The sequence below is a fragment of the Crossiella cryophila genome, from assembly GCF_014204915.1.
Taxonomy (GTDB): domain Bacteria; phylum Actinomycetota; class Actinomycetes; order Mycobacteriales; family Pseudonocardiaceae; genus Crossiella; species Crossiella cryophila.
Window position 1 is genome coordinate 4,549,768 of the sequence record NZ_JACHMH010000001.1, and the last position, 23,874, is coordinate 4,573,641.

Annotated in this window: 25 protein-coding genes; 13 read left to right on the forward strand and 12 right to left on the reverse strand. The window is 71.5% G+C overall.

Annotated features, from left to right (window positions below; all coding sequences use genetic code 11):
• Nucleotides 1-50: 50 nt before the first annotated feature.
• From HNR67_RS20420 to HNR67_RS20435, 4 genes are all read left to right on the forward strand, one after another.
• Complete coding sequence (locus HNR67_RS20420) at nt 51-506, forward strand: MarR family winged helix-turn-helix transcriptional regulator (protein ID WP_185003839.1); 456 nt, start codon at nt 51-53, stop codon at nt 504-506.
• Between the two features lie 119 nt (nt 507-625).
• Nucleotides 626-2,077 carry an IclR family transcriptional regulator domain-containing protein gene (locus HNR67_RS44595; RefSeq protein ID WP_185003840.1) on the forward strand — a complete coding sequence of 484 codons (1,452 nt, stop codon included), beginning with the start codon at nt 626-628 and terminating at the stop codon, nt 2,075-2,077.
• Between the two features lie 78 nt (nt 2,078-2,155).
• Nucleotides 2,156-2,788 carry a GTP cyclohydrolase II gene (locus HNR67_RS20430; RefSeq protein WP_185003841.1) on the forward strand — a complete coding sequence of 211 codons (633 nt, stop codon included), beginning with the start codon at nt 2,156-2,158 and terminating at the stop codon, nt 2,786-2,788.
• A gap of 5 nt (nt 2,789-2,793) precedes the next feature.
• Complete coding sequence (locus tag HNR67_RS20435) at nt 2,794-3,555, forward strand: dioxygenase family protein (protein ID WP_185010904.1); 762 nt, start codon at nt 2,794-2,796, stop codon at nt 3,553-3,555.
• On the opposite strand, the gene HNR67_RS20440 is transcribed toward HNR67_RS20435, so the two are convergent.
• Nucleotides 3,552-4,397 (reverse strand): alpha/beta fold hydrolase, encoded by an 846-nt coding sequence (locus tag HNR67_RS20440; RefSeq protein ID WP_185003842.1) that lies wholly within the window; start codon nt 4,395-4,397, stop codon nt 3,552-3,554. The genes HNR67_RS20435 and HNR67_RS20440 overlap by 4 nt on opposite strands.
• A 689-nt stretch (nt 4,398-5,086) precedes the next feature.
• A complete protein-coding gene (locus tag HNR67_RS20445; protein WP_185003843.1) occupies nt 5,087-5,527 on the reverse strand; it encodes a MarR family winged helix-turn-helix transcriptional regulator in 441 nt (146 codons plus the stop codon).
• An 82-nt stretch (nt 5,528-5,609) separates the two neighbouring features.
• Between HNR67_RS20445 and HNR67_RS20450 the strand changes: the two genes are divergently transcribed.
• Nucleotides 5,610-6,029 (forward strand): nuclear transport factor 2 family protein, encoded by a 420-nt coding sequence (locus tag HNR67_RS20450; RefSeq protein WP_185003844.1) that lies wholly within the window; start codon nt 5,610-5,612, stop codon nt 6,027-6,029.
• A 45-nt stretch (nt 6,030-6,074) separates the two neighbouring features.
• Here HNR67_RS20450 and HNR67_RS20455 read toward each other — a convergent pair whose 3' ends face one another.
• Genes HNR67_RS20455 through HNR67_RS20470 form a run of 4 tightly spaced genes read right to left on the reverse strand, consistent with a single transcriptional unit; the run spans nt 6,075 to nt 10,093 of the window.
• Nucleotides 6,075-7,613, reverse strand: a complete 1,539-nt coding sequence (locus HNR67_RS20455; RefSeq protein ID WP_185003845.1) for an AbgT family transporter — start codon at nt 7,611-7,613, stop codon at nt 6,075-6,077.
• Between the two features lie 16 nt (nt 7,614-7,629).
• Nucleotides 7,630-8,598 (reverse strand): alpha/beta hydrolase family esterase, encoded by a 969-nt coding sequence (locus tag HNR67_RS20460; protein WP_185003846.1) that lies wholly within the window; start codon nt 8,596-8,598, stop codon nt 7,630-7,632.
• Nucleotides 8,599-8,645: 47 nt separating this feature from the next.
• Nucleotides 8,646-9,410 (reverse strand): creatininase family protein, encoded by a 765-nt coding sequence (locus HNR67_RS20465; RefSeq protein ID WP_185003847.1) that lies wholly within the window; start codon nt 9,408-9,410, stop codon nt 8,646-8,648.
• Nucleotides 9,407-10,093 carry a FadR/GntR family transcriptional regulator gene (locus HNR67_RS20470; RefSeq protein ID WP_185003848.1) on the reverse strand — a complete coding sequence of 229 codons (687 nt, stop codon included), beginning with the start codon at nt 10,091-10,093 and terminating at the stop codon, nt 9,407-9,409. Before HNR67_RS20470 ends, HNR67_RS20465 begins: the two co-directional genes overlap by 4 nt.
• Nucleotides 10,094-10,149: 56 nt before the next feature.
• On the opposite strand from HNR67_RS20470, the gene HNR67_RS20475 reads away from it, so the two are divergent.
• Both HNR67_RS20475 and HNR67_RS20480 read left to right on the forward strand, forming a co-directional pair.
• Nucleotides 10,150-10,728 (forward strand): HD domain-containing protein, encoded by a 579-nt coding sequence (locus tag HNR67_RS20475; protein WP_185003849.1) that lies wholly within the window; start codon nt 10,150-10,152, stop codon nt 10,726-10,728.
• Between the two features lie 97 nt (nt 10,729-10,825).
• Nucleotides 10,826-11,404: a WD40 repeat domain-containing protein gene (locus HNR67_RS20480; protein ID WP_185003850.1), complete on the forward strand. Its 579-nt coding sequence runs from the start codon at nt 10,826-10,828 to the stop codon at nt 11,402-11,404.
• Here HNR67_RS20480 and HNR67_RS20485 read toward each other — a convergent pair.
• Nucleotides 11,401-13,911, reverse strand: a complete 2,511-nt coding sequence (locus HNR67_RS20485; protein ID WP_185003851.1) for an ABC transporter permease — start codon at nt 13,909-13,911, stop codon at nt 11,401-11,403. The two genes, HNR67_RS20480 and HNR67_RS20485, sit on opposite strands and share 4 nt — an antisense overlap.
• Nucleotides 13,912-13,914: 3 nt before the next feature.
• Nucleotides 13,915-14,640 carry an ABC transporter ATP-binding protein gene (locus HNR67_RS20490; RefSeq protein WP_185003852.1) on the reverse strand — a complete coding sequence of 242 codons (726 nt, stop codon included), beginning with the start codon at nt 14,638-14,640 and terminating at the stop codon, nt 13,915-13,917.
• An 89-nt stretch (nt 14,641-14,729) separates the two neighbouring features.
• On the opposite strand from HNR67_RS20490, the gene HNR67_RS20495 reads away from it, so the two are divergent.
• The 5 genes from HNR67_RS20495 to HNR67_RS20515 all read left to right on the forward strand — a co-directional run bounded on the left by HNR67_RS20495 (nt 14,730) and on the right by HNR67_RS20515 (nt 19,603).
• Nucleotides 14,730-15,950 (forward strand): sensor histidine kinase, encoded by a 1,221-nt coding sequence (locus tag HNR67_RS20495; RefSeq protein ID WP_185003853.1) that lies wholly within the window; start codon nt 14,730-14,732, stop codon nt 15,948-15,950.
• 13 nt (nt 15,951-15,963) lie between these two features.
• Nucleotides 15,964-16,611 carry a response regulator gene (locus HNR67_RS20500; protein ID WP_185003854.1) on the forward strand — a complete coding sequence of 216 codons (648 nt, stop codon included), beginning with the start codon at nt 15,964-15,966 and terminating at the stop codon, nt 16,609-16,611.
• A gap of 15 nt (nt 16,612-16,626) precedes the next feature.
• The gene (locus tag HNR67_RS20505) at nt 16,627-17,796 is read left to right on the forward strand and encodes a lactate 2-monooxygenase (RefSeq protein WP_185003855.1); all 1,170 of its coding nucleotides are present in this window, start codon (nt 16,627-16,629) and stop codon (nt 17,794-17,796) included.
• The gene (locus tag HNR67_RS20510) at nt 17,793-18,755 is read left to right on the forward strand and encodes a 2-hydroxyacid dehydrogenase (protein WP_185003856.1); all 963 of its coding nucleotides are present in this window, start codon (nt 17,793-17,795) and stop codon (nt 18,753-18,755) included. Before HNR67_RS20505 ends, HNR67_RS20510 begins: the two co-directional genes overlap by 4 nt.
• Nucleotides 18,756-19,360: 605 nt before the next feature.
• Complete coding sequence (locus HNR67_RS20515) at nt 19,361-19,603, forward strand: response regulator transcription factor (RefSeq protein WP_185003857.1); 243 nt, start codon at nt 19,361-19,363, stop codon at nt 19,601-19,603.
• Here the strand turns inward: HNR67_RS20515 and HNR67_RS20520 are convergent.
• Genes HNR67_RS20520 through HNR67_RS20530 form a run of 3 tightly spaced genes read right to left on the reverse strand, consistent with a single transcriptional unit; the run spans nt 19,596 to nt 22,116 of the window.
• Nucleotides 19,596-20,360: a class I SAM-dependent methyltransferase gene (locus HNR67_RS20520; protein ID WP_185003858.1), complete on the reverse strand. Its 765-nt coding sequence runs from the start codon at nt 20,358-20,360 to the stop codon at nt 19,596-19,598. The genes HNR67_RS20515 and HNR67_RS20520 overlap by 8 nt on opposite strands.
• A gap of 49 nt (nt 20,361-20,409) precedes the next feature.
• Entirely contained in the window at nt 20,410-21,684 is a 1,275-nt protein-coding gene (locus HNR67_RS20525; protein WP_185003859.1) for an RNA polymerase sigma factor, read from the reverse strand.
• 15 nt (nt 21,685-21,699) lie between these two features.
• Nucleotides 21,700-22,116 (reverse strand): YciI family protein, encoded by a 417-nt coding sequence (locus HNR67_RS20530; RefSeq protein ID WP_185003860.1) that lies wholly within the window; start codon nt 22,114-22,116, stop codon nt 21,700-21,702.
• Nucleotides 22,117-22,290: 174 nt separating this feature from the next.
• Here HNR67_RS20530 and HNR67_RS20535 point away from each other — a divergent pair, with 174 nt between their 5' ends.
• A complete protein-coding gene (locus HNR67_RS20535) occupies nt 22,291-23,430 on the forward strand; it encodes a GDSL-type esterase/lipase family protein (RefSeq protein ID WP_185003861.1) in 1,140 nt (379 codons plus the stop codon).
• On the opposite strand, the gene HNR67_RS20540 is transcribed toward HNR67_RS20535, so the two are convergent.
• Nucleotides 23,421-23,873 carry a cupin domain-containing protein gene (locus tag HNR67_RS20540; protein WP_185003862.1) on the reverse strand — a complete coding sequence of 151 codons (453 nt, stop codon included), beginning with the start codon at nt 23,871-23,873 and terminating at the stop codon, nt 23,421-23,423. The genes HNR67_RS20535 and HNR67_RS20540 overlap by 10 nt on opposite strands.
• Nucleotide 23,874 lies beyond the last annotated feature (1 nt).

The window sequence follows — 23,874 nt, forward strand, 5'->3', positions numbered from 1 at the left end:
TCTCCTCCGGTGAGGTTCAAGTTTGAACTAAGGGGGTAGGGTGGGGGGTTGTGGACGAACCGCGTTGGCTGGACGGGTCGGAGCTGACCGCGTGGCAGGACTTCCTGACCGCGGGCGCCCTGCTGAACCGCCTGGTGGAGCAGCAGCTCAGGGAGAACGGGCTGTCGCATCCGCAGTACGAGGTGCTGGTGCGCCTGTCCGAGGCCGGTGGCGAGCTGCGGATGACCGAGCTGGCCGAGGCCGCGGTCACCTCCAAGAGCGGGCTGAGCTATCAGGTGGCGCAGCTGGAGAAACTGGGTCTGGTGACCCGGCGGAGCTGCCCGACCGATGTGCGTGGCGTGATCGCCGAACTCACCTCGGCGGGCTGGGCCCGGCTGCGCGCCGCCGCGCCTGGGCATGCCGCGCTGGTGCGGACGGCGTTCGTGGAGGGGCTGGACCCCGAGCGGTTCCGGGGACTGGCCGCCGGTCTGGCGGAGCTGGCTGATCGGTTGCGGTCGCATGAATGAAGGATGGGCACATGACCCTCCGGCGTTCGCATAGCGAAGTTTTGTTCGTTCTGAGTGCGGTGCAGTCTGGCGTGACGCAAGCTGGGCCGTCAACAGCCATCGGCGGGAAGGGACGGACCGTGCCGGAGAACGGGCCTTTGGAACGCGGACTCACGGTGTTGCGCGTGATCGGCGCGCACCAGGGAGCCAGGCTGCGCCGGGCCGACCTGGTCCGGCTGACCGGGCTGCCGCGGTCCACCGTCGACCGGATCACGGCCACCCTGCTGCATCTGGGCCTGCTGCGCGCCGAAGGTCCCGACCTGCTGCCCACTCCCCAGTTGCTGATCTTCGGCAACGCCTACCTGGTCGGATCGGGCCTGGTCGAGCCGCTGCGCCCGCTGCTGGCCAGGCTGTCGGCCGAACTGGACGAATCGGTGTCGCTGGCCGTGCCCGATGTCGGCGGCGCGCGGCTGGTGGCCCAGTCCGCGCGGCGGCGGGCGATGTACCTCGCCTTCCACATCGGCGGCCTGCTGCCGGCCGACCGGTCCGCGGCAGGCGTGGTGCTGGCCGCGGGCTGGGAGGCCGAGCAGTACTACGAGTGGTCCCAGGCCAGGGCCGCGGACCCGCTCGACCACGGCTTTCCCGCGGTGCCGCCGCTGCGCGAGGAGCCCTTCGACCGGCTGCGCCTGTTCCACCTGCGGGTGCACCGGGCCTGGAAGGCGGGCTGGTGCCTGGACGAGGAGTGGGTGGAACCCGGGCTGCTCGCCCTGGCGGTGCCGGTGCGCGGGCGCGGTCAGCTGGGCGCGGTCAGCGTGCTCAGCCACACCAGCAGGCACACCCCGGACAGCCTGCGGGCCACCGTGCTGCCGCGGTTGCGGGCCGCGGTGCGGGAGATGGAGGCCGTGCTCGCCCAGCCGGAGCCGCCGGTCGAACTGCCGACCGCCGAGGTGGCCTCGGCGAAGAACGGGCTGGGCATGGAGTACCTGGAATCGCTGGCCCGCGGCCTGGCCGTGCTCGCCGCCTTCCGCACGGGCGGGCTGACCGTGGCCACCGCGGCCAGGGTCGCCGGGCTGACCAGGGCCACCGCCCGGCGGGCGCTGCTGACCCTGCACGAGAACGGCTACGCCACCGAGGACGAGGGCGTGTACCGGCTGCTGCCCTCGGTGCTCGACCTGGGCTACGCCAAGCTGTCCGCGCTCACCCTGCCCGAGGTGGTGCAGCCCAGGATCGCCCAGCTGGCCGCGGCGGCGGGCGCGCCGGTGGCCGCGTTGCTGCTGGAGGGCGCTGACCTGCGCTGCGTCGCGGTGGTGGGCACCGGGCGGGTGGTCCGGCTGGACCTGGCCGTGGGCTCGCGCCTGCCCGCCGCGGACTCCGCGCTGGGCCGGGCCCTGCTCGGCGGGGAGTGGGAGTGGCTGGACACCGAGTTACCCGGCGGGCTGCGCTGCCTGGCCGTGCCGGTGGGCGGGGCGGCGCCGCTCGCGCTGGTCCTGTTCCCCGGCATGGGCGAGGCCCGGGTGGAGCTGCTGGCGCGGACGCTGCGGGAGACCGCGCGCTGGGTCGGAGCCGAACTCGCCCTGGTCGAGCACTGCTGAAAAACTAGTTGTTCAAATTTGAAATGGAGCGTAGGGTCCAAGATAGTTAGAGTTTGAACCACCTGCTCGGAGGTTCCCATGGCACACCCCCGGCCCCAGGCCACGGTACGCACCAGGGTGCGGATCCCGTTGCGCTTCGGCGACGGTTTCTCGGTGACCGCGACCGCGGTCACCTTCCGCGGCCTCGTCGACGGTCTGGAGCACCTGGCGCTGGTCTTCGGCGACCCCGCCCGCACGCCGGATCCGTTGGTGCGCCTGCACTCGGAGTGCCTGACCGGCGATGTGTTCGGCTCGGCCCGCTGTGACTGCGGACCGCAGCTGCGCGAGGCGGTCGAGCGGATCCAGGAGCGTGGCGGCGTGCTGCTCTACCTGCGCCAGGAGGGTCGAGGCATCGGCCTGTACAACAAGCTGGACGCCTACGCGCTGCAGGAGGCCGGCCTGGACACCTACGCGGCCAACACCGCGCTGGGCCTGCCAGAGGACGACCGGGACTACACCCCGGCCGCGCAGATGCTGCACGCCCTGGGCCTTGGCGAGGTGGACCTGCTGTCCAACAACCCGGACAAGGCCGGACAGCTGCGCGCGCTGGGCGTGCGGATCCGGCACACGACGCCCACCGGCGTGTTCGCCACCGAGACCAACCTGCGTTACCTGCGGGCCAAGGTCGACCACACCGGGCACACCATCGCCCTGCACGGATTGGCGGTGTGACCGCGATGAGGATGCCCACGCTCTATCTCTCGCACGGCGCGCCGATGCTCGCCGACGATCCACTGTGGACCAAGGAACTGGCCGACTGGTCGGCGAACCTGCCGCGCCCCAAGGCGATCCTGATGGTCTCCGCGCACTGGGAGGAGGCCCCGCTCGCGCTGGGCGCCACCACCACGGTGCCGCTGGTCTACGACTTCACCGGCTTCGAACAGCGCTTCTACCAGGTGACCTACCCGGCGCCGGGCGCGCCGGAACTCGCCGCGCAGGTCACCAAGTTGTTGCGTGGCCCGGGAACCCCGGTCCAGCAGGTGCCGGACCGGGGCCTGGACCACGGCGCGTACGTGCCGCTGGTGGAGATGTACCCCGACGCGGACATCCCGGTGCTGCAGGTGTCCCTGCCCGCGCTGGACCCGCGGCGGTTGCTCGAGGTCGGCCGCAAACTCGCGCCACTGCGGGAGGAGGGTGTGCTGATCGTGGGCAGCGGGTTCTTCACGCACAACCTGCGCGCGATGACCACCGGCGTGCCGCAGTCGGTGATGACCGAGTTCGACGACTGGGGCGCGCGGACGCTGGCCGCGGCCGACCTGGACGCGTTGCTGGACTTCGAGCACAAGGCCCCGGCCGCCCGGCTGGCACACCCTCGCACCGAGCACTTCGCCCCACTGTTCGTCACCCTGGGCGCGGGTCTGGACGAACTGGCCGGGCAGCGCACGGTGATCGACGGGTTCTGGTACGGGCTGGCCAAACGATCAACGCAGCTCGGTTAGGAGGCGGTGAGGAAGGGAATCACGGTGGCGCGGAAGGCTTCCGGGTTGTCCAGCCACGGGATGTGCGCGACCTGCGGCAGTTCCACGTGGGTGGCGTTGCCGAACAGCGGGACCATCGACTCGACCACCTTGGGCCGAGGACCGCTGTCCAGACTGCCGGAGACGAGCAGCACCGGGGCGCTCAGCCGGGCAAGCCCGGCACGGGTGGCCTCCGGATCGAACGCGCCCTCGCCAGGGTAGGCGGCGGCCGCCTCGACATTGCGGTGCGCGGCGCAGTACTCGGCGTCGGCCCGGCTGTCGGCGTTCCAGCGGCGGTAGGTGAACGGCTGCAACTTGTCCCACAACTCCGGGCTCGCCTCACCCGCGCGGATCTTCGCCAGCGCGGCGATGGCCGCCGGGTACCAGGGCTCGTCGACGCGCAGCGCGATGGCCTCGTCCCGATCGGACTGCGGGAACTCGATGCCCACCGCGCGAGCCCGCGCGTTGAGCAGCACCAGCGAGGAGATCCGCTCCGGGTACGCCCCCGCGTAGGACAGGGTGAGGTCGCCGCCCGCGGAGTGCGCGAGCACGTCGATCCGGTCCAGACCGAGGTGCACACGAAGAGCCTCGACATCGGCGACCTGGCGGTCGCAGCGGTAGGTGGCCAGATCGGCCGGGATCGCGGACTCGCCGGTGCCACGCAGGTCCAGCCGGATCAGGGTGCGGTGCGCGGTCAGGCCGGCCAGATCGCCGAGGTAGCCCGAGGCGACCATCGGACCGCCGGGCAGGCAGATCAGCGGGGCGCCCGTGCCCTCGACGTGGTAGGTCAGCTTGGTGCCATCGGGGGCGAGGAAGGTCGGCATGATCGGCAGGGTAGACGCTGGTGGGGGCGGTGGTGAGGGTTTTGACCGGGCTGGTGCGGCGGCGGCGGAGACCAGGGATCGACGCGGGTGTTGAGGCGGGCCGGTGGCCGGGGGAACTGCGGCGGATGGGCTTGTCGCGGGCCGGGGGTCTGCGCCGGTTTAGGCTGTTGCGGGCCGGTGACCTGCGGTTGGTGAGTTGGTCGGGGGCTGAAGGCAACCTTTTCGGCTTGAAAAGCGTTCCGCAGAGGAAGCGGCGGGCGGGGCGGGGAAGACGCGGGCCGGGATGGCGTGAGTCGGAGCGTCCGGGCCGGGTCGGGACGGCGCTGACCGGGATGGCGTCGGTCGGAGCGCGCGGGCCGGAAACGGGGCGTGCGGGCCGGGAGGACGGGAGTTGGAGCGTCCGGTCGGGATCGGGACGGCGTCGGCCTGGATGGCGTGGGTCGGAGCTTCCGGGTGGCGATCGGGACAGCGCTGGTCAGGCAGGGCCAGGCCGGGCTGGCGTGGCTCAGCACGGCGCTGACCGGGGCTGGCAGAGTCGAGGCGCGAGCCAGGAGGCCCGAGCCGGGCGCGCGATCCGGGGTTCGAGCCGGGTGGCGCGAGCTGGGTGGCCAGAGTCGGGGCGGGGCCGGGGCTTGCCGGGCCGGTTGATGTGGTGTGCTGGTGCGGGGCCGTCGTTGGTCGCCGGGGTGTCAGTCCGGGGTGTGGTGGGCGAGCAGGCGGGTCAGCAGGTCGACCAGCTGGGTGCGTTCGGCCGCGGACAGGGGCGCGGTAAGTTGGTTCTGGGCGGTGTCCAGGGCGGTGTCCAGGCGGCGTAGGTGGGCTTCGCCTGCCGCGGTGAGGTGGATGATGTTGCGGCGGGCGTCGGCCGGGTCCGGGGTGCGGTCGGCGTGGCCTTGGGCGACGAGTTCGTTGAGGGTGCCTACGACGTCGCTGCGGTCCATGTTGCCTCGGCGGCCCAGGTCCGCCTGACTGGCTGGGCCGAACTCGTGCAGCGTGGCCAGCAGGCGGTACTGGTAGCCGCGGGCGCCCTCGCTGGTGAACGCCTCGGTGACCAGGCGCCGGGCGTGGGTGGCGGTCTGGGTCAGCAGGTAGCTGGGGCGGCTGCTCAGGCGGTGTGGGGCCTCGGACATGGGGCGCAGCCTAGCAGGATTGTTGGTGTCACCAACGTTCTGTGTTAGCGTTGGTCTCGCCAACGAAATGAGCTGAGGGGTTATGGGCGAGCTAGGGAAGTTGTTGGACCGCAATGAGATCGCCGACCTGCTGGCGAGGCTGGGGCGGTGGCTGGATGGGCTGGGTGGGGATCCGGCGGAGATCTATGACCGGGATGTGGTGGTGCGGAGTCCGCGTGGGGAGTTCCGTGGGCTGGCGCGGGTGGTGGAGTTCGTCCGGGGTTCGGATCAGGGGGATCGGTTTCAGCACTTCCACAGTGATGTGCTGATCGAGGTGGACGGGGATCGGGGTGTGGTGCACGCCAACCAGGTTGTGCACTTCTACCTACAGGGCGCGGCTCCGCATCGCACCTCCGGCCTGCGCGTCACCTACACGGTGGCGCGCAGGCCGGGAGGGTGGCGGCTGGTGTCCTCAGAGATCCGGTTGGAGTGGATCATCGGGGAGTTGCCGCTGTCGGCGTGACGGGGCTCGGTGGGCGGTTACGGGGCTCGGTGGGTGTGATGGGGCTCAGCGTGAGGGGGCGCCCGGTCCCCAGGGAATGCCCAGGCCCCACCAGGTCAGGAACAACAGCGTCCAGCTCAGGGTCATCGCCACCGCCAGTGGCAATGTGTAGGAGGCCAGGGTGCCGATGCCCGCGTTCTTGCGGTATCGCTGCATGAAACCGAGCGCCATGATGAAGTACGGGCTCATCGGGGTGATCGCGGTGGAGCCGGAGTCGGCGATGCGGAACAACGCCTGGGTGGTCTCCGGTGAGATGTGCACCAGCATCAGCATCGGCACCAGCACCGGGGCCGCGATCGACCACATCGCCGAGCCGCTGGTGACCATCACGTTGACCAGGGTCAGCAGGACCAGCACCAGCAGGAAGATCACTGGGATGGGCAGGCCGCTGTTGCGGAAGACCTCGGCCGCGTTCACCGCGAGCACGTCGCCGAGTTTGGTCCACTCGAAGTAGGCCAGGAACTGGGCGATGGCGAAGAACAGCACCAGCACCGGGGCCATCTGCTTGAGGCCCTCGACCATCAGCTTGGGCACGTCGCCCGCCTTGCGGATGGTTCCGGCGGTGACGCCGTAGACGATGCCGACCACGCCGAACAACAGCGCGACCACCGCGGCGATGCCGTCCAGCAGCGGGGAGTCGATGATGCTGCCGCCCTTGCCCCGCAACGGGGACCAGCTCGGCAGGGTGAGCGCGGTCAGCACACCGAGGGAGAGCACCAGGGTGGCCAGGGACAGCCGCAGGGCCAGGCGTTCCCGTTGGGCGACAACCAGATCGCCGATGTCGGTGAGGTCGGCGTCCGGGTCGGGGTCCAGGTCGGTGCGTTTGTTCAGCACCAGCTTGGTGACCAGGGTGATCACCAGGGCCAGCAGCAGTGAGGAGGCGATGTTGAAGAACCAGTTGCTCAGCGGGGAGACGGTGATCTCCGGGCTGATCAGCCGGGCCGCCGCGGTGGTGATGCCGGCGAAGATCGCGTCGTTGGGGGTGGGCACCGGACTGGCGTCATAACCGGAGGCGATGGCGGTGTAGGCCACCACGATGCCCAGGATCGGCGATTTGCCGACCGCGCGGAAAGCCAGGCCGCCCAACGGGACCAGGATGATGTAGGCGGCCGCGGAGGCCACGTGCGCCACGGTGCCGGCGAAGGCGACCGCGAAGACCACCCAGGAGGCGGGCACCCTGGACACGCCGACCTTCATCAGCGTGCCCAGGAATCCGCTGCGTTCGGCCACCGCCACACCCATGATCACCACCACGATGGTGGCCATCGGCGGGAACTTGGCGAAGTTCTCGACCATTGTGGACAGTGCCATGGCCAGGCCGTCGCCGCTGAACAGGTTCCGCACGGTGACGGTCTTGCCGTTGCTGGGCGAGATCACGGACACGCCGAACCCGGCCAGCACCGCGCTGATCACGCCCAGCAGCAGGGACAACAGCCAGAACAACCAGAACGGGTGCGGCAGCGCGTTGCCCGCGCGTTCGATCACGGCCAGCAGGCGGAGCACCCTGGGCAGTTTGGTCTGCTCGGTGGCAGGGGAGTTGGTCATGTCGGGATCCCGGTGGTCAGCAGGGGAGGCGGGGCAGGCGGTGCTGGCGGACGAAGTTCCACAGCACCTCGTGCGCCTCGATGGTCTGGGTGGTCACGCCGCCGCCGCTGTAGCTGTCGGCGCCCGGCCAGGTGTGCCCGCCGCCGGTCACCGCGACGTGCTTCACCTCGGCCCCGTCCTTGCACCGGGTCCAGCCGGTGACGGTGATGTCGCTGCCGATCTGCTGTGATGGCAACGTTTGCGTGCACTTGTCGCGATCGGCCCACCGCTTCACCCAGCTCTGGATCGGGGGCAGGCCGCGGTCCTCGTCGCCGGTGTAGGGGATGGTCACGTCGGCGGTGCCGTGGAAGTCGATCACCGGTACCGGGCGGGAGGGCTTGCAGTTGATCCCGTTGGGGTAGAAGGCGCCCGCGATCGGCGCGATGGCGGTGATCCGGTCGGCCATGGTGCAGGCCAGGATGTCGATGAAGCCGCTGCCGTTGGACTTGCCGGTGGCGTAGACCCGCCGCATGTCCAGGCACAGCGTGGTTTTCAGCGAATCGAGGAGGTCCTTGGTGAAGGCCACGTCGTCCACGCCGGGGGCGGAGTACGGCGCGCCCTGCCAGGCCTGGCGATCGCCCTCGCCGGTGCCGATGACGCCGTTGGGGTAGACCACCACCGCGGGCAGGGTGGACAGCTTGGAGAACTCCTCGGTGCCCGCGCCGGTGTTGCCGCGCCCGTGGTAGGCAAGGATCAGCGGCCAGTCCGAAGTGGACTCGTAGTTCGCGGGCAGGTGCAGCTGGTAGGTGCGGTCCCGGCCGCCGCTGCCGAGGTGGTGCAGGGCGCTGGTGCCCGGCGACTGCGGCGATGGTTTGCCGCAGCCGCCGGGGATCGCGGTCCGAGTGGGGGGCTCGGACCCGGCCGCGGTCCCGGCAACACTGGGGAGGATTGCCGCGAGCGCGGTGCACAACAGGGCTGCGAGGCGCAGCCTGGACAGGCGAGACATGGTGCTATCCCTTTCGTCGACCCTGACGAGGGGTGGTGCGGGATTGATCAGGTGGCCAGCCAGTCGTCGACGTAACCGACGATCCGGTTCACCACGGTGTCCACAATGGACTCACCGGCCTGCGCGGTGGCGCGGCGCGGATCGCCCAGCACCCCGTTGGGGCTGAGCCGGTCGTAGCGTAGTGCGAGCTTGGGGTGACCGTCCTTTCGGGACAGTCGAGCCAAGGGGGAGAGTTCGTCGAGGGTGGTGGTGCCGGGGCGCAGATGGCTGGTGCGCACCAGTTCCGGCGCCAGGTGCAGCATCTGCGCGGTCTCGGCCTCGCCGCTGTGCCCGTGCACCTCGCTGACGCCCATGCCGGCCACCACCTGACCGGCCAGCGCGGTCAGCGGGGTCCAGGCGAACTCGAGGTCGGGATGGGTGGCCAGGTAGTCCTGGGCGACCGTGCCGAGCGCGGCGTTGTTGCCGCCGTGCCCGGTGATCACCAGGATCTTGCGCCAGCCGTGCCGGTACAGGCTGTCGGTGTACTCGCGCACCAGGGTGGCGAAGGTGGTGGTGGACAAGGAGATGGTGCCGGCGAAGGCCAGGTGGTGCGGCGAGACGCCGACCGGCAGCGAGGGCCCGATGACCGCCCGGCCATCAAGCTTGGCCGCGACCAGATCGGCCACCCGTTCGGCCCGGATGAGGTCGGTGGCCATCGGCAGCCCCGGCCCGTGCTGCTCGAAGGCGCCGGCGGGCAGCAGCACGACCGGGCTGTCCCTGACCGCGGCCGCGGCCTGTTCGGTGGTCAGTTCACCAAGCCGGTGGCTGGTCATTCCTGGCCGCCGATCGGCTCGGCGGCGACAGCCGCGCGGATGGACAGGAGGTGTACGCGCACCAGTTGTTCGGCAAGGTCGGCCTCTCCGTCCCGGACCGCGGCGACGATCTCGCGGTGCTCGGCGTGGTCCCGGTCTCGATCGTGGTAGCGGTGCCGGATCTCGATCTGTTCCCGGGACCGCATGTGCAGCAACGCCTCCACCATCTCCCGCAGTAACCCGTTGCCGGTCACCGCGGCCAGTGCGACGTGGAAGGTCAGTGCGGGCCGGACATCGCTCACCGGCGGGTGCAACGCGTTGTCCGCGGCGGATTCCAGTGCGGCCAGGGCTTCCGGGACCCGGGCGCGGGCCGCCTCGGCGGCGATGGCCGGTTCCAGTACCAGGCGGGCGTCGACCAGTTCGAGCACGGAGTCGCGGGTCACCGGCGGGCGGTGCGGGTTGGCCAGCAGTCGCCGGTCCAGGCCGGGGCCGACGTAGGTGCCCGAGCCGTGCCGCAGCTCGACCACGCCGGTGGCCTCCAGGCGGCGCAACGCCTCGCGCACGGTGGGGGTGGTGACGTCGAGCCTGCGCGCGAGGTCGCGGGAGGAGGCCAGCGCCTCGCCGGGCGCCAGCCGCTCACTGCGAATGATCTCGACGATGTCGTCGGCCAGTCGCTCGGAAAGCGTTTGTTCGCGGCGGCTCATAAAGTGACTAAATCACTTGGTCAGTGGCCGGTCAAGAGGGCTCATACTGTCGAGTGATGACTCGTGACCTGCTGCGCCGCGCGCTCACCGACCCCGGCCCCCGCCCGCTGCCCGGCCCGGCCGCGGACCTGCTGACCAGCCTGGACGCCCCGCCGAGGCTGGCCGCGCACCTGCGCCTGGTGCACGAGGTCGCCGCCCGGCTCACCGACTGGCTGGCCCTCGCGCACCCGGCCGCCGGCTTCGACCGCACCGCCGTGCTCTTCGGCGCGGCCACCCACGACATCGGCAAGACCGAGCACGTCGAGGAGCTGTCCGGACCCGGCTCGCGGCACGAGCAGGCCGGGTACGAGCTGCTGCTGACCTTCGGCGTGCCGGAGGAGTTCGCCCGCTTCGCCCGCACCCACGGCGACTGGACCCAGCCGGACATCGGGTTCGCCGACCTGGTGGTGAGCCTGGCGGACAAGGTGTGGAAGGCCAAGCGGGTGCCGGAACTGGAGCAGCTGGTGGTCGATCACCTTGCCGCACTGGGGCAGCCGCCGTGGCAGGTGTTCCTGGACCTGGACGAGGAGCTGACCCGGATCGGCGCGGACGCGGACGAGCGGCTGGCCTTCCAGAACCGCTACCCGGTGGACTGACCCCCGCGGGGTTGGCCGCACCTGACCCGGCCGGCATCGGAGGATGTGGGCGCGGGGACGCTCGTGGACCGATCCCGGGAGCGCGGGGACCGGGAGAGTGCGTGGCGAACGACCCCTCGACGCGGGTGACGGGCCGTTGTCGCGGCTGGCCGCCTACCTGCGGCGGGTACGGCGCGAGGCGGGCAGCCCGGCCTATCGGGAGCTGGGTCGCCGGGTGCACTTCGCCGCAAGCACGCTGTCGGAGGCCGCGGGCGGGCGGCGGTTGCCGAGCCTGGCGGTGACGCTGGCCCCATGTGCGGGCCTCGGCAATACCGTCCGGCTCTGGGACCTGGCCGACCGGTCGCGGCCGCCGACCGTCCTGACCGGGCATACCGGCGCCGTGTTCTCCCTCGCCTACCGACCGGACGGTAGGTGGCTGGCTTCCGGCAGCCACGACCACACCGTCCGGCTGTGGCAGGGCAGCGAATCCAGGCTCGCGCTGACCGGCCACATCGGCGCGGTCAGCGCGATCGTCTTCGCCCCGGACGGGCACACCCTGGTCACCGCGAGCCACGACCGGTCCGCGCAGCTCCGGGAGACCGACCTGGCCAGAGCCGAGGCGCGGGGCTGCGCGTTGCCGGCGGCCGAGCGGGCCCGGCACTTCCCGGAGGTGGACCACCGGGACCGCTGTGGCTAGGGCTGCCGCCGGGCCACCCGGCTGAGCCTGCGCGCGGGCAGCCGGATCGAGCACAGTCCGATCAGGACGGACACCCCCACGATCCCCAGGTACACCCACAGCGGACCGGCCGGGATGGGGGTGCCGGTGAGGTTGAGGCTGAGGAAGGCCAGTGGCAGCACCGGCACCGCGGAGCCGATGAGCACCGCGATCGAGACCACCAGTACCGATTCGGCCCGGAACATCCGCAGCACCTGTCGCCGGGTGCCGCCGAGCAGACGGAGCAGCCGGACCTCGCCGAGGCGGTCCAGGGTGGAGGTCACCAGGCTGTTGACCACCGACAGGGCCACGTAGAGCAGGATCACGCCGAGCAGGATGCGGTTCAGCCAGAGGTTGGCCTCCTGCTGGGCGTCGGTGGCCACGGTGAGTTCGGCCTTGTCACGTACCTGGAGGCCGGGGTAATGACCGGCCAGTTCGGACAGTGCTTTGTGGACGGACGGGTTGCCTGCGACCAGGATGGAGTCGGCCAGCCGGTCGGTGGTGTGCGGGAGCAGGACGTCCTGGGGGAACAGGGCGTCGCCGTAGCCCAGGTTGCGGTCGAAGGTGGCGATGAGTTTCGGGGTGACCTTGGTGCGGTCGCCCAGGTACAGCTCGACGCGGTCGCCGATCTTCTTGCCCAGCCAGGACGCCTCGGTGCTGCTCAGGGCCACGGTGTCGCCGCGCAGGTCGGACAGGTTGCCGGTGACGCCGGTCAGCTTCAGCGTGCCGGTGAGCTGGTTTCCTTCCACGCCATAGGCTTTGGACTTGGACAGCGGTTCCTCGGCGGCGTTCTTGTCCTCGGCGATGATCTCGGTGCCGATCAGCGGGGTGGACGCGGTGACGCCGGGGATGCGGCGGGCCGCGGCGGCCACTTCGGCTGGCACGCCCTGTGGGGCGGTGAGCACGTAGTCGGCCACGGTGGCGGCGCGGGCCTGGTGCTGGGTGGCCTCGCTCAGTGTGGTGCCGCTGTAGAACTGGGTGACCGCGAAGCCGATGGTGAGCACCAGGGGAGTCACCGCGGCGGCCAGTCTGCGGGAGTTGGCGGTGCTGTTGTGCGCGGCCAGGAACCTCTCCGCCCGCCGTGATCGCAGGAACACCCCGGCGGCCACCCTGGTCGCGAGGCCGGTGATCACCGGGCCGAGCAGGCCGATGCCGATGATCGCGACCAGCACCGAGGAACCGGCCGGGACCATGGCCAGTTCGCCGGGCAGGAACAGGGTGGACACCACGCCCGCACCCGCCACCGCGAGCAGCGCCGCGCCGGTGATCTTGCGGCCCCGGCCCAGCCTGGCCGGTTCCACCGCGGCCTCGCCGAGGGCCTCGGTCGGCTTGAGCCGCAGCATCCGCCCGGCCGAGGACCAGGCCGCGAGCTGGGCCGCGCCCACGCACAGCAGCACGGTGGCCAGCGCGGGCACCGGGCTGAGCGAGAGGGTGAAGTCCGGGGAGATCACGCCGATGGTGACGAAGAAGTCCCGCAGCCAGTGCGCGACGTACAGGCCCGGCGCCACGCCCAGCAGTGCGGCCACACCGGAGACCAGCAGGGTTTCCGCGCCGATCAGCCTGCGCACCTGGCGCGGGGTGGCCGCGATGGCACGCAGCAGGGCCAGTTCGCGGCGGCGCTGGTTGAGCACCAGGGCCAGGGTGCTCGCGGTCACGAAGATCACGATCATCAGCACGAAGCCGGAGAACGAGCCGGAGACCATCGTCAGCACGAACCGGGACTGCGCGCCGTCGAGGTTCTCCGCCTCGCCGCGGTCGAGTCCGGTATGGACGAGCACGCCAGGTGGCAGCTTGCCGTCGAGGTTGTCCACCTTGCCGAACACGCCGATCGCGGCCACCTGATCGGGACTGCCGGAGAGGGTTTTCGCGGTGCTGTCGTGGAAGAACACCGCGGACTGCCGGATCAGCCGGTCCCGGCCCGATGGCGCGGCGATGCCGCTGACCCGGTAGGCGCGCGGGGCCGAGTCGACCATGATCCGCACCTGGTCGCCGACGGAGAAGCGGGAGCGCTGGGCGAGTTCGGCGTCCAGGACCACCTCGTTCGGACCCGGCGCCGTGCCGCCGCTGAGCGTGAACGGGGTCAGTTCGGCGCTGGCCCAGCCGTGGCCGAGGGACCGTCCCCCGTCCGCGCCCGAGAGCACCTGGTTGTCCCTGCCGACCACGGTGGCCGGGAAGCTGATCTCACCGACCGCCCTGGTCACCCCGGGGATCCGGGCCACCTCACCGACCAGCGCGGCGGGCAGCGGGACCTTCTCGGCCAGGTCCTCGCTCTTGTCGGACTTCTTCTCCAGCTCCACGGTGATCGAACGGTCCGCGCCGAGTACCGCTGGCGCGGCCGAGTAGCGCTGCGCGGCCACCCCGCCGAACAGGCCCGACTCCAGCAGCACCCCGCAGGCCGTCAGCAGGATCGCACCGCCGAACAGGGCCAGGAACGCCGCGGCGAAACCGGCCTTGCGGGCGCGAATGGTCTTCCAGGCGAAGGAGAACACGGCTCACCACTCCCCGAGGTGGGTCATCCGGGCGGCGACCTGGTCCGCGGTGGGCGCGAGCAGCTCGTCCACGAACCGGCCGTCGGCCAGGAACAGCACGCTGTGCGCGTGCGCGGCGGCCACCGGATCGTGGGTGACCATCACCACGGTCTGGCCCAGCTCGTCCACCAGCTGGCGGAGCAGGGCCAGCACCTGGGCGCCGGTCCGCGAGTCCAGCGCGCCGGTCGGCTCGTCGGCGAAGACCACCTCGGGCCGGGTGACCAGCGCGCGGGCGATCGCCACCCGCTGCTGCTGGCCGCCGGAGAGCTGGTTCGGCCGCCGGTGCAGCAGACCGTCCAGCCCGACCCGGCGGATGATCTCGGCCAGCCAGGCCCGGTCCGCGGCCCGCCCGGCGAAGCGCAGCGGCAGGGTGATGTTGTCGGTGACGCTGAGCGCGGGCAACAGGTTGTAGCCCTGGAAGACGAACCCGATCCGCTCCCGGCGCAACTCGGTCAGCTTGGTCTCCTTGAGCCCGGTCAGCTCGGTCTCGCCCAGGCGCACCGAACCGGATGTGGGACGGTCGAGTCCGGCCGCGCACTGCAGGAAGGTGCTCTTGCCCGAACCGGACGGTCCCATCACGGCGGTGAACCGTCCACGCGGGATGGACCGGCTCACCCGGTCCAGTGCGGTGGTGGAGCTGTCACCGTTGCCGTACACCTTGGTGACCGAGTCCAGTCGTACTGCTGTCATGGCCACGACGGTAGGTTTGCCCAGGTGCGCCGCGACATCCCGCGGGGTGCCGGATCAAGGGTGGAGCAGGCTCCACCACGGGAGGCGAGATGCGGGCCGCGCTGCTGCGCTTCGGCCGGGCGGTGATCAGCCTGTCGCTGGGTTTCGTCACCGCGATGGCCGGGATCGTCGTCCTGTGCGGACTGCTGATCTGCGCGCTGCTCGTGGTCACCCTGCCTCTGCTGCCGATCGTGGCGCGGGCCCAGCGCAGGCTGGTCGAGGTGGACCGCCGCCGGATCGCCGCCCGCACCGGCACACCCATCCCGGTGCGCTACGCCGAGCTGTCCGGCCCGCTGTTCCAGCAGATCATCACGGTGATCACCGACCCGGCCACCCGCCGGGACCTGCTCTGGCAGGCGGTGCACCTGCCGGCGGGCATGGTGCTGGGCATGATCGGCTTCGGGATCCCGGCCTCGGTGCCGCAGAACCTGGTGATCGTGCCGCTGTTCTGGTGGGCGGTGCCCGGCGGCGTGGACGGCTCCTACGGGGTGCACGTGGACTCCTGGCCGACCGCGGCCCTGTGCGCGGGCACCGGCCTGCTCGCCGCGGCCCTGGCCTGGTTCCTGGTGCCCAGGGCCGCCGACTGGGAGGCGCGCTGGGCGCCGAACCTGCTCGCGCCCGGCCGGGCCAGCCTGGTGCAGCGGGTCGCCGAGCTGACCGCGACCAGGGCAGCCGCGCTGGAGGCGCACGGCGCCGAGCTGCGCCGGATCGAACGCGACCTGCACGACGGCACGCAGAACCGGCTGGTCGCGGTGGTCATGCACCTGGGCATCGTGGAACGCGCGCTGCGGCGCGATCCGGCGGTGGCGCTGTCCTCGGTGCTCACCGCGCAGAACGCGGCCACCGACGCGCTCACCGAACTGCGCGAGGTGGTGCGCAGCATCTACCCGCCGGTGCTGGCCGACCGCGGCCTGGACGGCGCGGTGGACGCGGTGGTCGCCCGCTGCCCCATCCCGTGCACGCTCACCGTCACCGACCTGCGCAGGCTGCCCGCCGCGGTGGAGGCGGCAGCCTACTTCGTCATCGCCGAGGCGCTGACCAACGTGGCCAAGCACAGCGGCGCCGAGTCAGCCCAGGTTTCCCTTGCCGTGCGAGGAGATCACCTGGTGATCGAGGTCCGCGACGACGGCCTCGGCGGCGCCGAGGAGGCGGGTGGCACCGGGCTGACCGGGATCCGCCGCCGGGTCGAGGCCTTCGACGGCCGGACCACCCTGTCCAGTCCCGAGGGCGGCCCCACCGTCCTGGGCGTCCGCCTGCCCACCGGAACCTGAGAGGACCACCCCCGTGCGGATCGTGATCGCCGAGGACGACGCCCTGCTGCGCGAGGGCCTGACCCTGTTGCTGCGCAGCGAGGGCATGGACGTGGTCACCGCGGTGGAGCACCCGGACGCCCTGCTCGAGGCGATCGCGGCCGAGTCCCCGGATGTGGCCGTGGTCGACGTCCGGCTGCCGCCCACCTTCACCGACGAGGGCCTGCGCGCCGCCGTGGAGGCCCGGCGCAGGCACCCCGGACTGGCCGTGCTGGTGCTCTCGGCCTACGTCGAGGACAGCTACGCGGGGGAGCTGCTGGCCAGCCCCGGCGGCGGGGTCGGCTACCTGCTCAAGGAACGGGTCGGCAAGGTCGCCGACTTCCTGGACGCGCTCAACCGGGTCGCCGCCGGCGGCACCGCGCTGGACCCCGAGGTGGTCTCCCAGCTGCTGGTCCGCCGCCGCGCCGACGACCCGATCCGCACCCTGACCGCCCGCGAACGCGAGGTCCTGGCGCTGATGGCCGAGGGGCACTCCAACACCACCATCGGCGAGCTGCTGGTGATCAGCGCGGGCGCGGTGCACAAGCACATCGGCAACATCTTCACCAAGCTCGACCTGCCCAGCACGGACGGGGCGGGACACCGGCGGGTGCAGGCCGTGCTCGCCTACCTGCGTGCCTGAGTAAGGAGAATGTCCATGCCAGCTCAGTACGGGCAGTACCAGAACGAGATCTACCTCCAGGGCCTCGGTGACGTCCGGCCGCCGATGAGCACCGACCCCACCACCCTGGAATCCATGGCCAAGGGCCTCCTGGACTCGGGCCCGTTCGGCTACGTCGCGGGCGGCGCCGGTTCCGGGGCCACCGTGCGGGCCAACCGGGAGGCATTCGACCGCTGGCGCCTGGTGCCCCGGATGCTGCGCGATGCCACCGACCGCGACCTCAGCACCACCGTGCTCGGCCAGCAGCTCCCGGCGCCGATCCTGCTCGCACCCGTTGGCGTGCAGGCGATCGTGCACCCCGACGCCGAATCGGCCACCGCCCGCGCCGCCGCCGGACTGGGCCTGCCGATGATCCTGTCCACCGCCTCCTCCACCAGCATCGAGGAGGTCGCCGCGGCCAGTGGCGAGGGGCCGCGCTGGTACCAGCTGTACTGGCCCAACGACGACGAGGTCTGCGCCAGCCTGCTGCGCCGGGCCAAGGCCGCCGGGTACACCGCGCTGGTGGTCACCCTGGACACCTGGACCCTGGCCTGGCGGCCCACCGACCTCGACCAGGCGTACCTGCCGTTCCTGCGTGGCATCGGCACCGCGATCCCGTTCTCCGACCCCGCCTTCCGGGCCGGACTGGAGAAAACGCCCGAGGAAGACCCGCAGATGGCGATCCTGCGCTGGGTCGGGCTGTTCACCGGGCAGGACAAGAGCTGGGACCGCCTCGCTTTCCTGCGCGAGCACTGGGACGGGCCGATCGTGCTCAAGGGCATCCAGCACGTGGACGACGCGCGCCGGGCCGCCGACGCCGGCATCGAGGGCATCGTGGTGTCCAACCACGGCGGTCGCCAGGTGGACGGCGCGATCGCCTCCCTGGACGCGCTGCCCGGCATCGCCGAGGCCGTCGGGGACCGCCTGGACGTGCTGTTCGACTCGGGCGTGCGCACCGGCGCCGACGTGCTCAAGGCCATCGCGCTGGGCGCCAAGGCGGTGCTGCTGGGGCGGCCGTGGGTGTACGGGCTTGCGCACAGCGGCGAGGCGGGCGTGCGGCACGTGCTGCGTTCCATCCTGGCCGACACCGAACTCACCCTCGGCCTGGCCGGGCACCGCACCCCCGGCGCACTCGGCAGGGACGCGCTCGCGGAGGTCACCCGATGAAGGTCCTGGCCGTGCTGTCCCCGCACGTCGGCGGGGTGAAACTCAGCGGCATGATCGGCGCCGCGCTCGGCGAGGGCTTCGAGCTGACCGCGGTGGAGGAGACCGGGGCCGACCCGGTCGCGCTGCGCGAGGCCGAGATCATCCTCAGCGCGCTGGCCCCGCTCACCGCCGAACACCTGGCCAAGGCGGACAACGTCAGGTTCGTGCAGGTCTCCAGCCACGGCTTCGACCACGTCGACCTGGCCGCCGCCCGCGCCCGCGGCATCACCGTGTGCAACATCGGCTCCAGCGACGCCGAATCCCAGGACGTGGCCGAACAGGCGCTGTGCCTGATGCTCGCGCTGGCCAAACAACTCATCCCCGGCCACAACGCCCTCGCCAAGGGCGACTGGGCGCTGCCCCGGCTCCAGTTCAGCATCACCGAACTCTTCGGCAAGACCCTGGGCATCGTCGGCTTCGGCGCCATCGGCCGCGAACTCGCCAAGCGCGCCAAGGCATTCGACCTGCGCCTGCTGTGCGCCACCCGACGTCCGCTCGACCCGGAACTGGCCGCCCGGTTCGACATCACCGAGCGCCCGCTCGAGGACCTGCTCGCCGAGTCCGACTACGTCTCGCTGCACCTGCCGCTGTCCGAGGGCACCCGGCACCTGATCAACGCCGAGCGGCTGGCGCTGATGAAACCCACCGCGATCCTGATCAACACCTCCCGCGGCGCCCTGGTCGACCAGGACGCCCTGGCCGCCGCGCTCACCGCCGGCCGCCTCGGCGGAGCCGGTCTGGACGTCTTCGACCCCGAACCGCCACCCGCCGACCTGCCGCTGCTGCGCGCGCCCAACGTGGCCCTGTCCCCGCACGCGGGCGGGGTCACCAGGGAATCCATGCTGCGCATCGCCGCCGCGGCCCTGGACAACGTCCGCCGCTACGCCACCGGCCGGACCCCGGCGGACATCGTGAGCTGACTGCCCGCTACAGCGGACAACAACGCCAGCGTGACCACGCTGGGCAAAAGGGTTTTTGATGTCAAGCAAAGGAAAAGTCAGGCAACCACCGCCGCTGGACAACCCCTGACGGTCCCTCGCTCGCACCAATCCGGCACATCCGCATGCCCGCTCCCCGGGTGAACCATGCCCGTTTCACGCCCGTTCCAGACAACGTTTTCTCATCCGGGCACCCCGGTACACAGTGGACAAACGCGGTGCGCCCCCGCCGCGGGTCGTAGACCACCCGGCCTCGATCGCACGACCCATCCGGCCCGCGGACGGCGACCGACTGCCCGATTTCCGCCCGCCCGGAGAGGTAAGCGTTTTCCAATACCGCACGAATCCACTCGTGTTGATGCCCGAACGAACCACAAAGTGTGCCCGGCAAGATCGCAACTCCCCGCAAGTCGGTCGCTGCCGATCTGGACGACCTGATGGGAGACTGGCCAGGCGAAGGGGGGCTGAGCTGCGGCGCATTGTCCGTGCGGGATCGCAGATCCCCACCACAGGACGTGGTGACGCCCGACCGGTCCCTGGTATAGACCATTTGGGCGGTCGTGTCCGTGGTGCGAGGAGGCCCTGAGATGATGTTGCAGACGAGCCAGGCACAACGTCCGGCGGAGCTGACCGAGGAGCTGCTGGACGCACAGGCGCGGGCGCTGCTGTCGCTGATGCGGTCGGGCTGCACGGACGAGTCGATCGCCCGCCAGCTGGGCATCAGCCCGCGCACGGTGTTGCGCCGGATCCGCACCCTGATGGACCGGGCGGGCTGTACCACCCGGTTCCAGCTAGGTTGTCACGCCCAGCGGCGGGGCTGGCTCACCTGATCGGTTTGGCCGCCTCGATCAGGAATCGGGTGGTGTGCGCCAGGAACGGTCCCTGCTCCTGGATCCGCTCGTGCAGCCGCCGCAGTGCCGGCAGGTAGCCGGTGACGGTGAACCCGGGCACCATCCAGATCACCTTGCGCAGGAAGTAGATCACCGCGCCGATGTCGCGGAACTCGGTGCGCAGCGACTCCAGTCGCAGTTCGCGCACCACCAGTCCGGCGGCCTCCGCCGCGGCCTTGGCGTCATCGGGGTTCCGGCCGCTGCGCACTGATTCCGGTTGCGGGCCGAGGAAGTACTCCACCAGCTCGAACACGCTGGCCGGTCCGACCTGCTGGGAGAAGTAGGTCCCGCCGGGGGCCAGCACCCTGGCGATGTCGGTCCACCAGGTCGTCACCGGATGCCGGCTGACCACCAGGTCGAAGGTGTTGTCCGCGAACGGCAGCGGCGGTTCGTCGGCATCCAGCAGCACCCGCACGCCGCGTGGTTCGAGCAGGTCCCGTGCCTTGGCCAGGTTGGGTTCCCAGGACTCGGTGGCGAAGGTCCGCTCGGCCAGCCGCGGCACCCCGGCCAGGACCTCGCCGCCGCCGGTCTGGATGTCCAGTGCGGTGCGCGCGGCCGCCATCCGGTCACCCATGGCGCGCTGGTAGCCCCAGGACGGGCGCTGCTCACTGGCCCGGCCGTCGAGCCAGGAGAAATCCCAGCCGTCCACCGAGACCTCGGCCGCCTCGGCCACCAGTTCGTCGAAACTCCGGTCCATGTCGGCAGCCTGTCATCGGTTCCGGGATTCGGCGACCGGATAACCCGGCTCAGCCCAGTGCGGTGAGTTTGCCTGCCAGCACCGCCCGTTCCCGTTCGTTGCCGCACAACTCGACCGCCCGTTTGAGTTCCTCGCGTGCCTCCGCGGCACGCCCCAACCGGCTGAGCAGTTCGCCGCGCACGCTCGGCAGCAGGTGCGAGTGGGCCAGGGCCGCACCGGCGACCAGGTCGTCCACGATGGACAGTGCCGCCTCCGGGCCCTGCGCCATGGCCACCGCGGCGGCCCGGTTGAGGTCGACCACGGGGGAGGGCGTGAGCTGCCCGAGTGCCTCGTAGAGCAGCACGATCCGTTCCCAGTCGGTGGCCGCGACCGAGTCGGCCACGGCGTGGCATTCGGCGATCGCGGCCTGCAACCCGTAGGCGCCCAGCCCCCGCCCGGCCTGTTCGGCGCGGGCCAGCGCGGCCCGGCCGCGGCGGATCGCGGCGTGGTCCCAGCGCCGCCGGTTCTGCTGCTCCAGCAGCACCGGTTCGCCGTCCGGGCCGGTGCGCGCGGGGAAACGGGCCGCGGTCAGTTCGAGCAGGGCCAGCAGCCCGTGCACCTCGGGGGCCTGCGGCATCAGCCGGGCCAGCACCCGGGCCAGCCGCTGTGCCTCACCGGCCAGGTCGAACCGGATCACCTCGTCCCCGGAACTGGCCGAGGAGCCCTCGGTGAAGATCAGGTAGACCACGTTGAGCACCGACCCGATCCGCGCGGGCCACTCCTGCGCGGGCGGCACCTCGAAGGGCACCCTGGCCGCGGCGAGGGTCTTCTTCGCCCTGGTGATCCTGGCCTGCACGGTCGCGGTCGGCACCAGGAACGCCTTGGCGATCTCGTCGCTGGTCAGACCGCCGACCACACGCAGGGTCAGGGTCACCCTGGCCTCCCTGGACAGCACCGGGTGGCAGGAGATGAACATCAGCGCGAGCACGTCGTCGTCGATCTGGTCCGGATCCCACAGCACGTCCTGGCCCTGCTCGACCGTGGTGCCCGCGTACGCCCCGCCCTCGCCGAGGCCGTGCGCGAGGGCGGCGTAGCGCTCGTCCAGGGCGGAGCGCCGCCGGTAGCCGTCGATGGCCCGGCGCTTGCCCACGGTGAGCAGCCACCCGGCCGGGTTGCGCGGCACGCCCTCGCGCGGCCAGGTCACCAGCGCCTCGGCCAGTGCTTCCTGGGCGAGGTCCTCGGCCAGCGCGAAATCGCCGGTGCTCCTGGCAAGGGCACCGACGATCCGCGCCGACTCGATCCGCCAGACCGCCGCCACGGCCTCGCGACCGGTCGGATCAGCCATGTCGGGTCGTCCCGATCAGAGCTGGCCGGTGGCCTCGCGCCACGCCCGCTCCTTCTGGATCCACTCGTTGTCCTGCGGGAACTCATCGATCGAGGTCACCCGGCGGATCTCGGCCTTGGCGCCCGGCCCGGCCAGCGGGGCCCGCCGCGCCCACTCCACGGCCTCCTCGCGGGAGGCCACGTTGAGGATCCAGAACCCGCCGAACAGCTCCTTGGTCTCCCCGTACGGCCCGTCGGTGACCACCGGCGGCTCGGCCGAGTAGTCCACCACCACGCCGCCCTCGGGGTCTAGCCCCTCGGCCGCGACCAGGATCCCGGCCCGGACCATGTCGTCGTTGAACTTGCCCATCGATTCCATGATCTCGGTGAAGTCGATGTTCTCGAACGCGGCGACGGTCTCGTCGGTGGCCCGCATGATCAGCATGTACTTCATGGTGGTGTGCTCCCTGGTCGCTCCGGGCCCGCCTGCCGGGCCCGTTCACCCCTAGGTCGAACGGCTCGGGCCACGGATCGACAGACCCGCCGAACTTTTCCCAAAAAACTTCTCCGCAGCCTACGACGGGCCCGCTGACCTGGCCCGGCAGGCCGCTGGGCGAGGATAGGACCCATGGTCACCATCCCGATCACCGCCGAACTGCTCCGCGGCGCGCTGGACCTGGAGCGCACCGCGCACGGTCTGCTGCCGCACCGCCTGCCCGCCTGGGCCCGCGCGCAGAACACCGACGGTCAGCTGGCCATGGCGCAGTCCCAGCCGTCCGGGGTGCGCCTGGTCTTCCGCACCGCGGCCACCGAGATCGAACTGGACGTGCTGCGCACCCAGGTCGTCGCCGAGGGCGCGCCGCCGCGGCCGGACGGCGTGTACGACCTGCTGGTCAACGGCGCACTCGCGGCGCAGGTCAGCGCCTCCGGCGGCAACCTGCTGACCCTGGACATGCTCACCGGCGCGGCGCAACTCGTCCCCGGCCCGGTCGGCACCGTGCACATCACCGGCCTGGCCGCGGAGCCGAAGCAGGTCGAGATCTGGCTGCCGCACCGGGAGCGCACCGAGCTGGTCGCGCTGCGCGCCAACGCCCCGGTCGAGCCCAGTTCGAGCACCCGCCGGACCTGGCTGCACCACGGCAGTTCGATCAGCCACGGCTCGGACGCGGCCAGTCCCAGCACCACCTGGCCCGCGGTGGCCGCGGCGCACGGCCGGGTCGAGCTGATCAACCTGGGTTTCAGCGGCAGCGCGCTGCTGGACCCGTTCGTGGCCAGGACCATCCGGGACACCCCGGCCGCGCTGATCAGCCTCAAGCTCGGCATCAACCTGGTCAACCACGACGTGATGCGGCTGCGGGCCTTCGGACCGGCGGTGCACGGGTTCCTGGACACCATCCGCGAGGGGCAGCCGGACACCCCGCTGCTGGTGGTCTCGCCGATCCTGTGCCCGATCCACGAGCACACCCCCGGCCCCTGCCTGCCGGAGGTCAGCGACGGGGAGCTGAAGTTCCGGGCCACCGGCGAACCCGGTCCCGGCAAACTGACCCTGACCGTCATCCGGGAGGAACTGGCCCGCATCACCACCGAGCGCGCCGCCACGGACCCGAACCTGTACTACCTGGACGGCCGCGAGCTGTACGGCGAGGCCGATCTGGCCGAACTGCCGCTGCCGGATGACCTGCACCCGGACGCCGCCACCCACCAGCGCATCGGCGACCGCTTCGGCAAGCTCGCCTTCGACTCAGCCTGGGCGGGCGATCACTCCTGAGGTGAGAGCCGCCGGATCTCCTCGGCGAACTCCGGGTAGGCCACCAGGAGTTCGTCGCCGGAGGGGAAGTCGATGACGTCGTCGGTGTAGGGCGGGGCCATGAACGTGCCCAGCAGCGACCAGTCGCCGATCGGCTCGCTGGCCTGCCACACCCCGGCCGGCACCACCACCTGCGGTCGCTGCCCGGCGGCCAGGTCCAGGCCGAGCACCGGTTGCTCGACCCGGCCGCCGGGGTGCAGCAGCAACATCCGCGCCGGCGAACCGGCGTGGTAGCTGAACACCTCCGGGTGTTTGAGCCGGTGCAGCGCGGAGAATCCGCCGCCGCTCATCAGGTAGTAGATGCCGGTGCCGTTCTCGGTCCGCCAGGTCTGCGCCCAGAAACCACCCTCCACCGGCAGCGGCCGCAGCCCGAGTTCCGCGATGATCTGTTCCGGAGTGAGCACC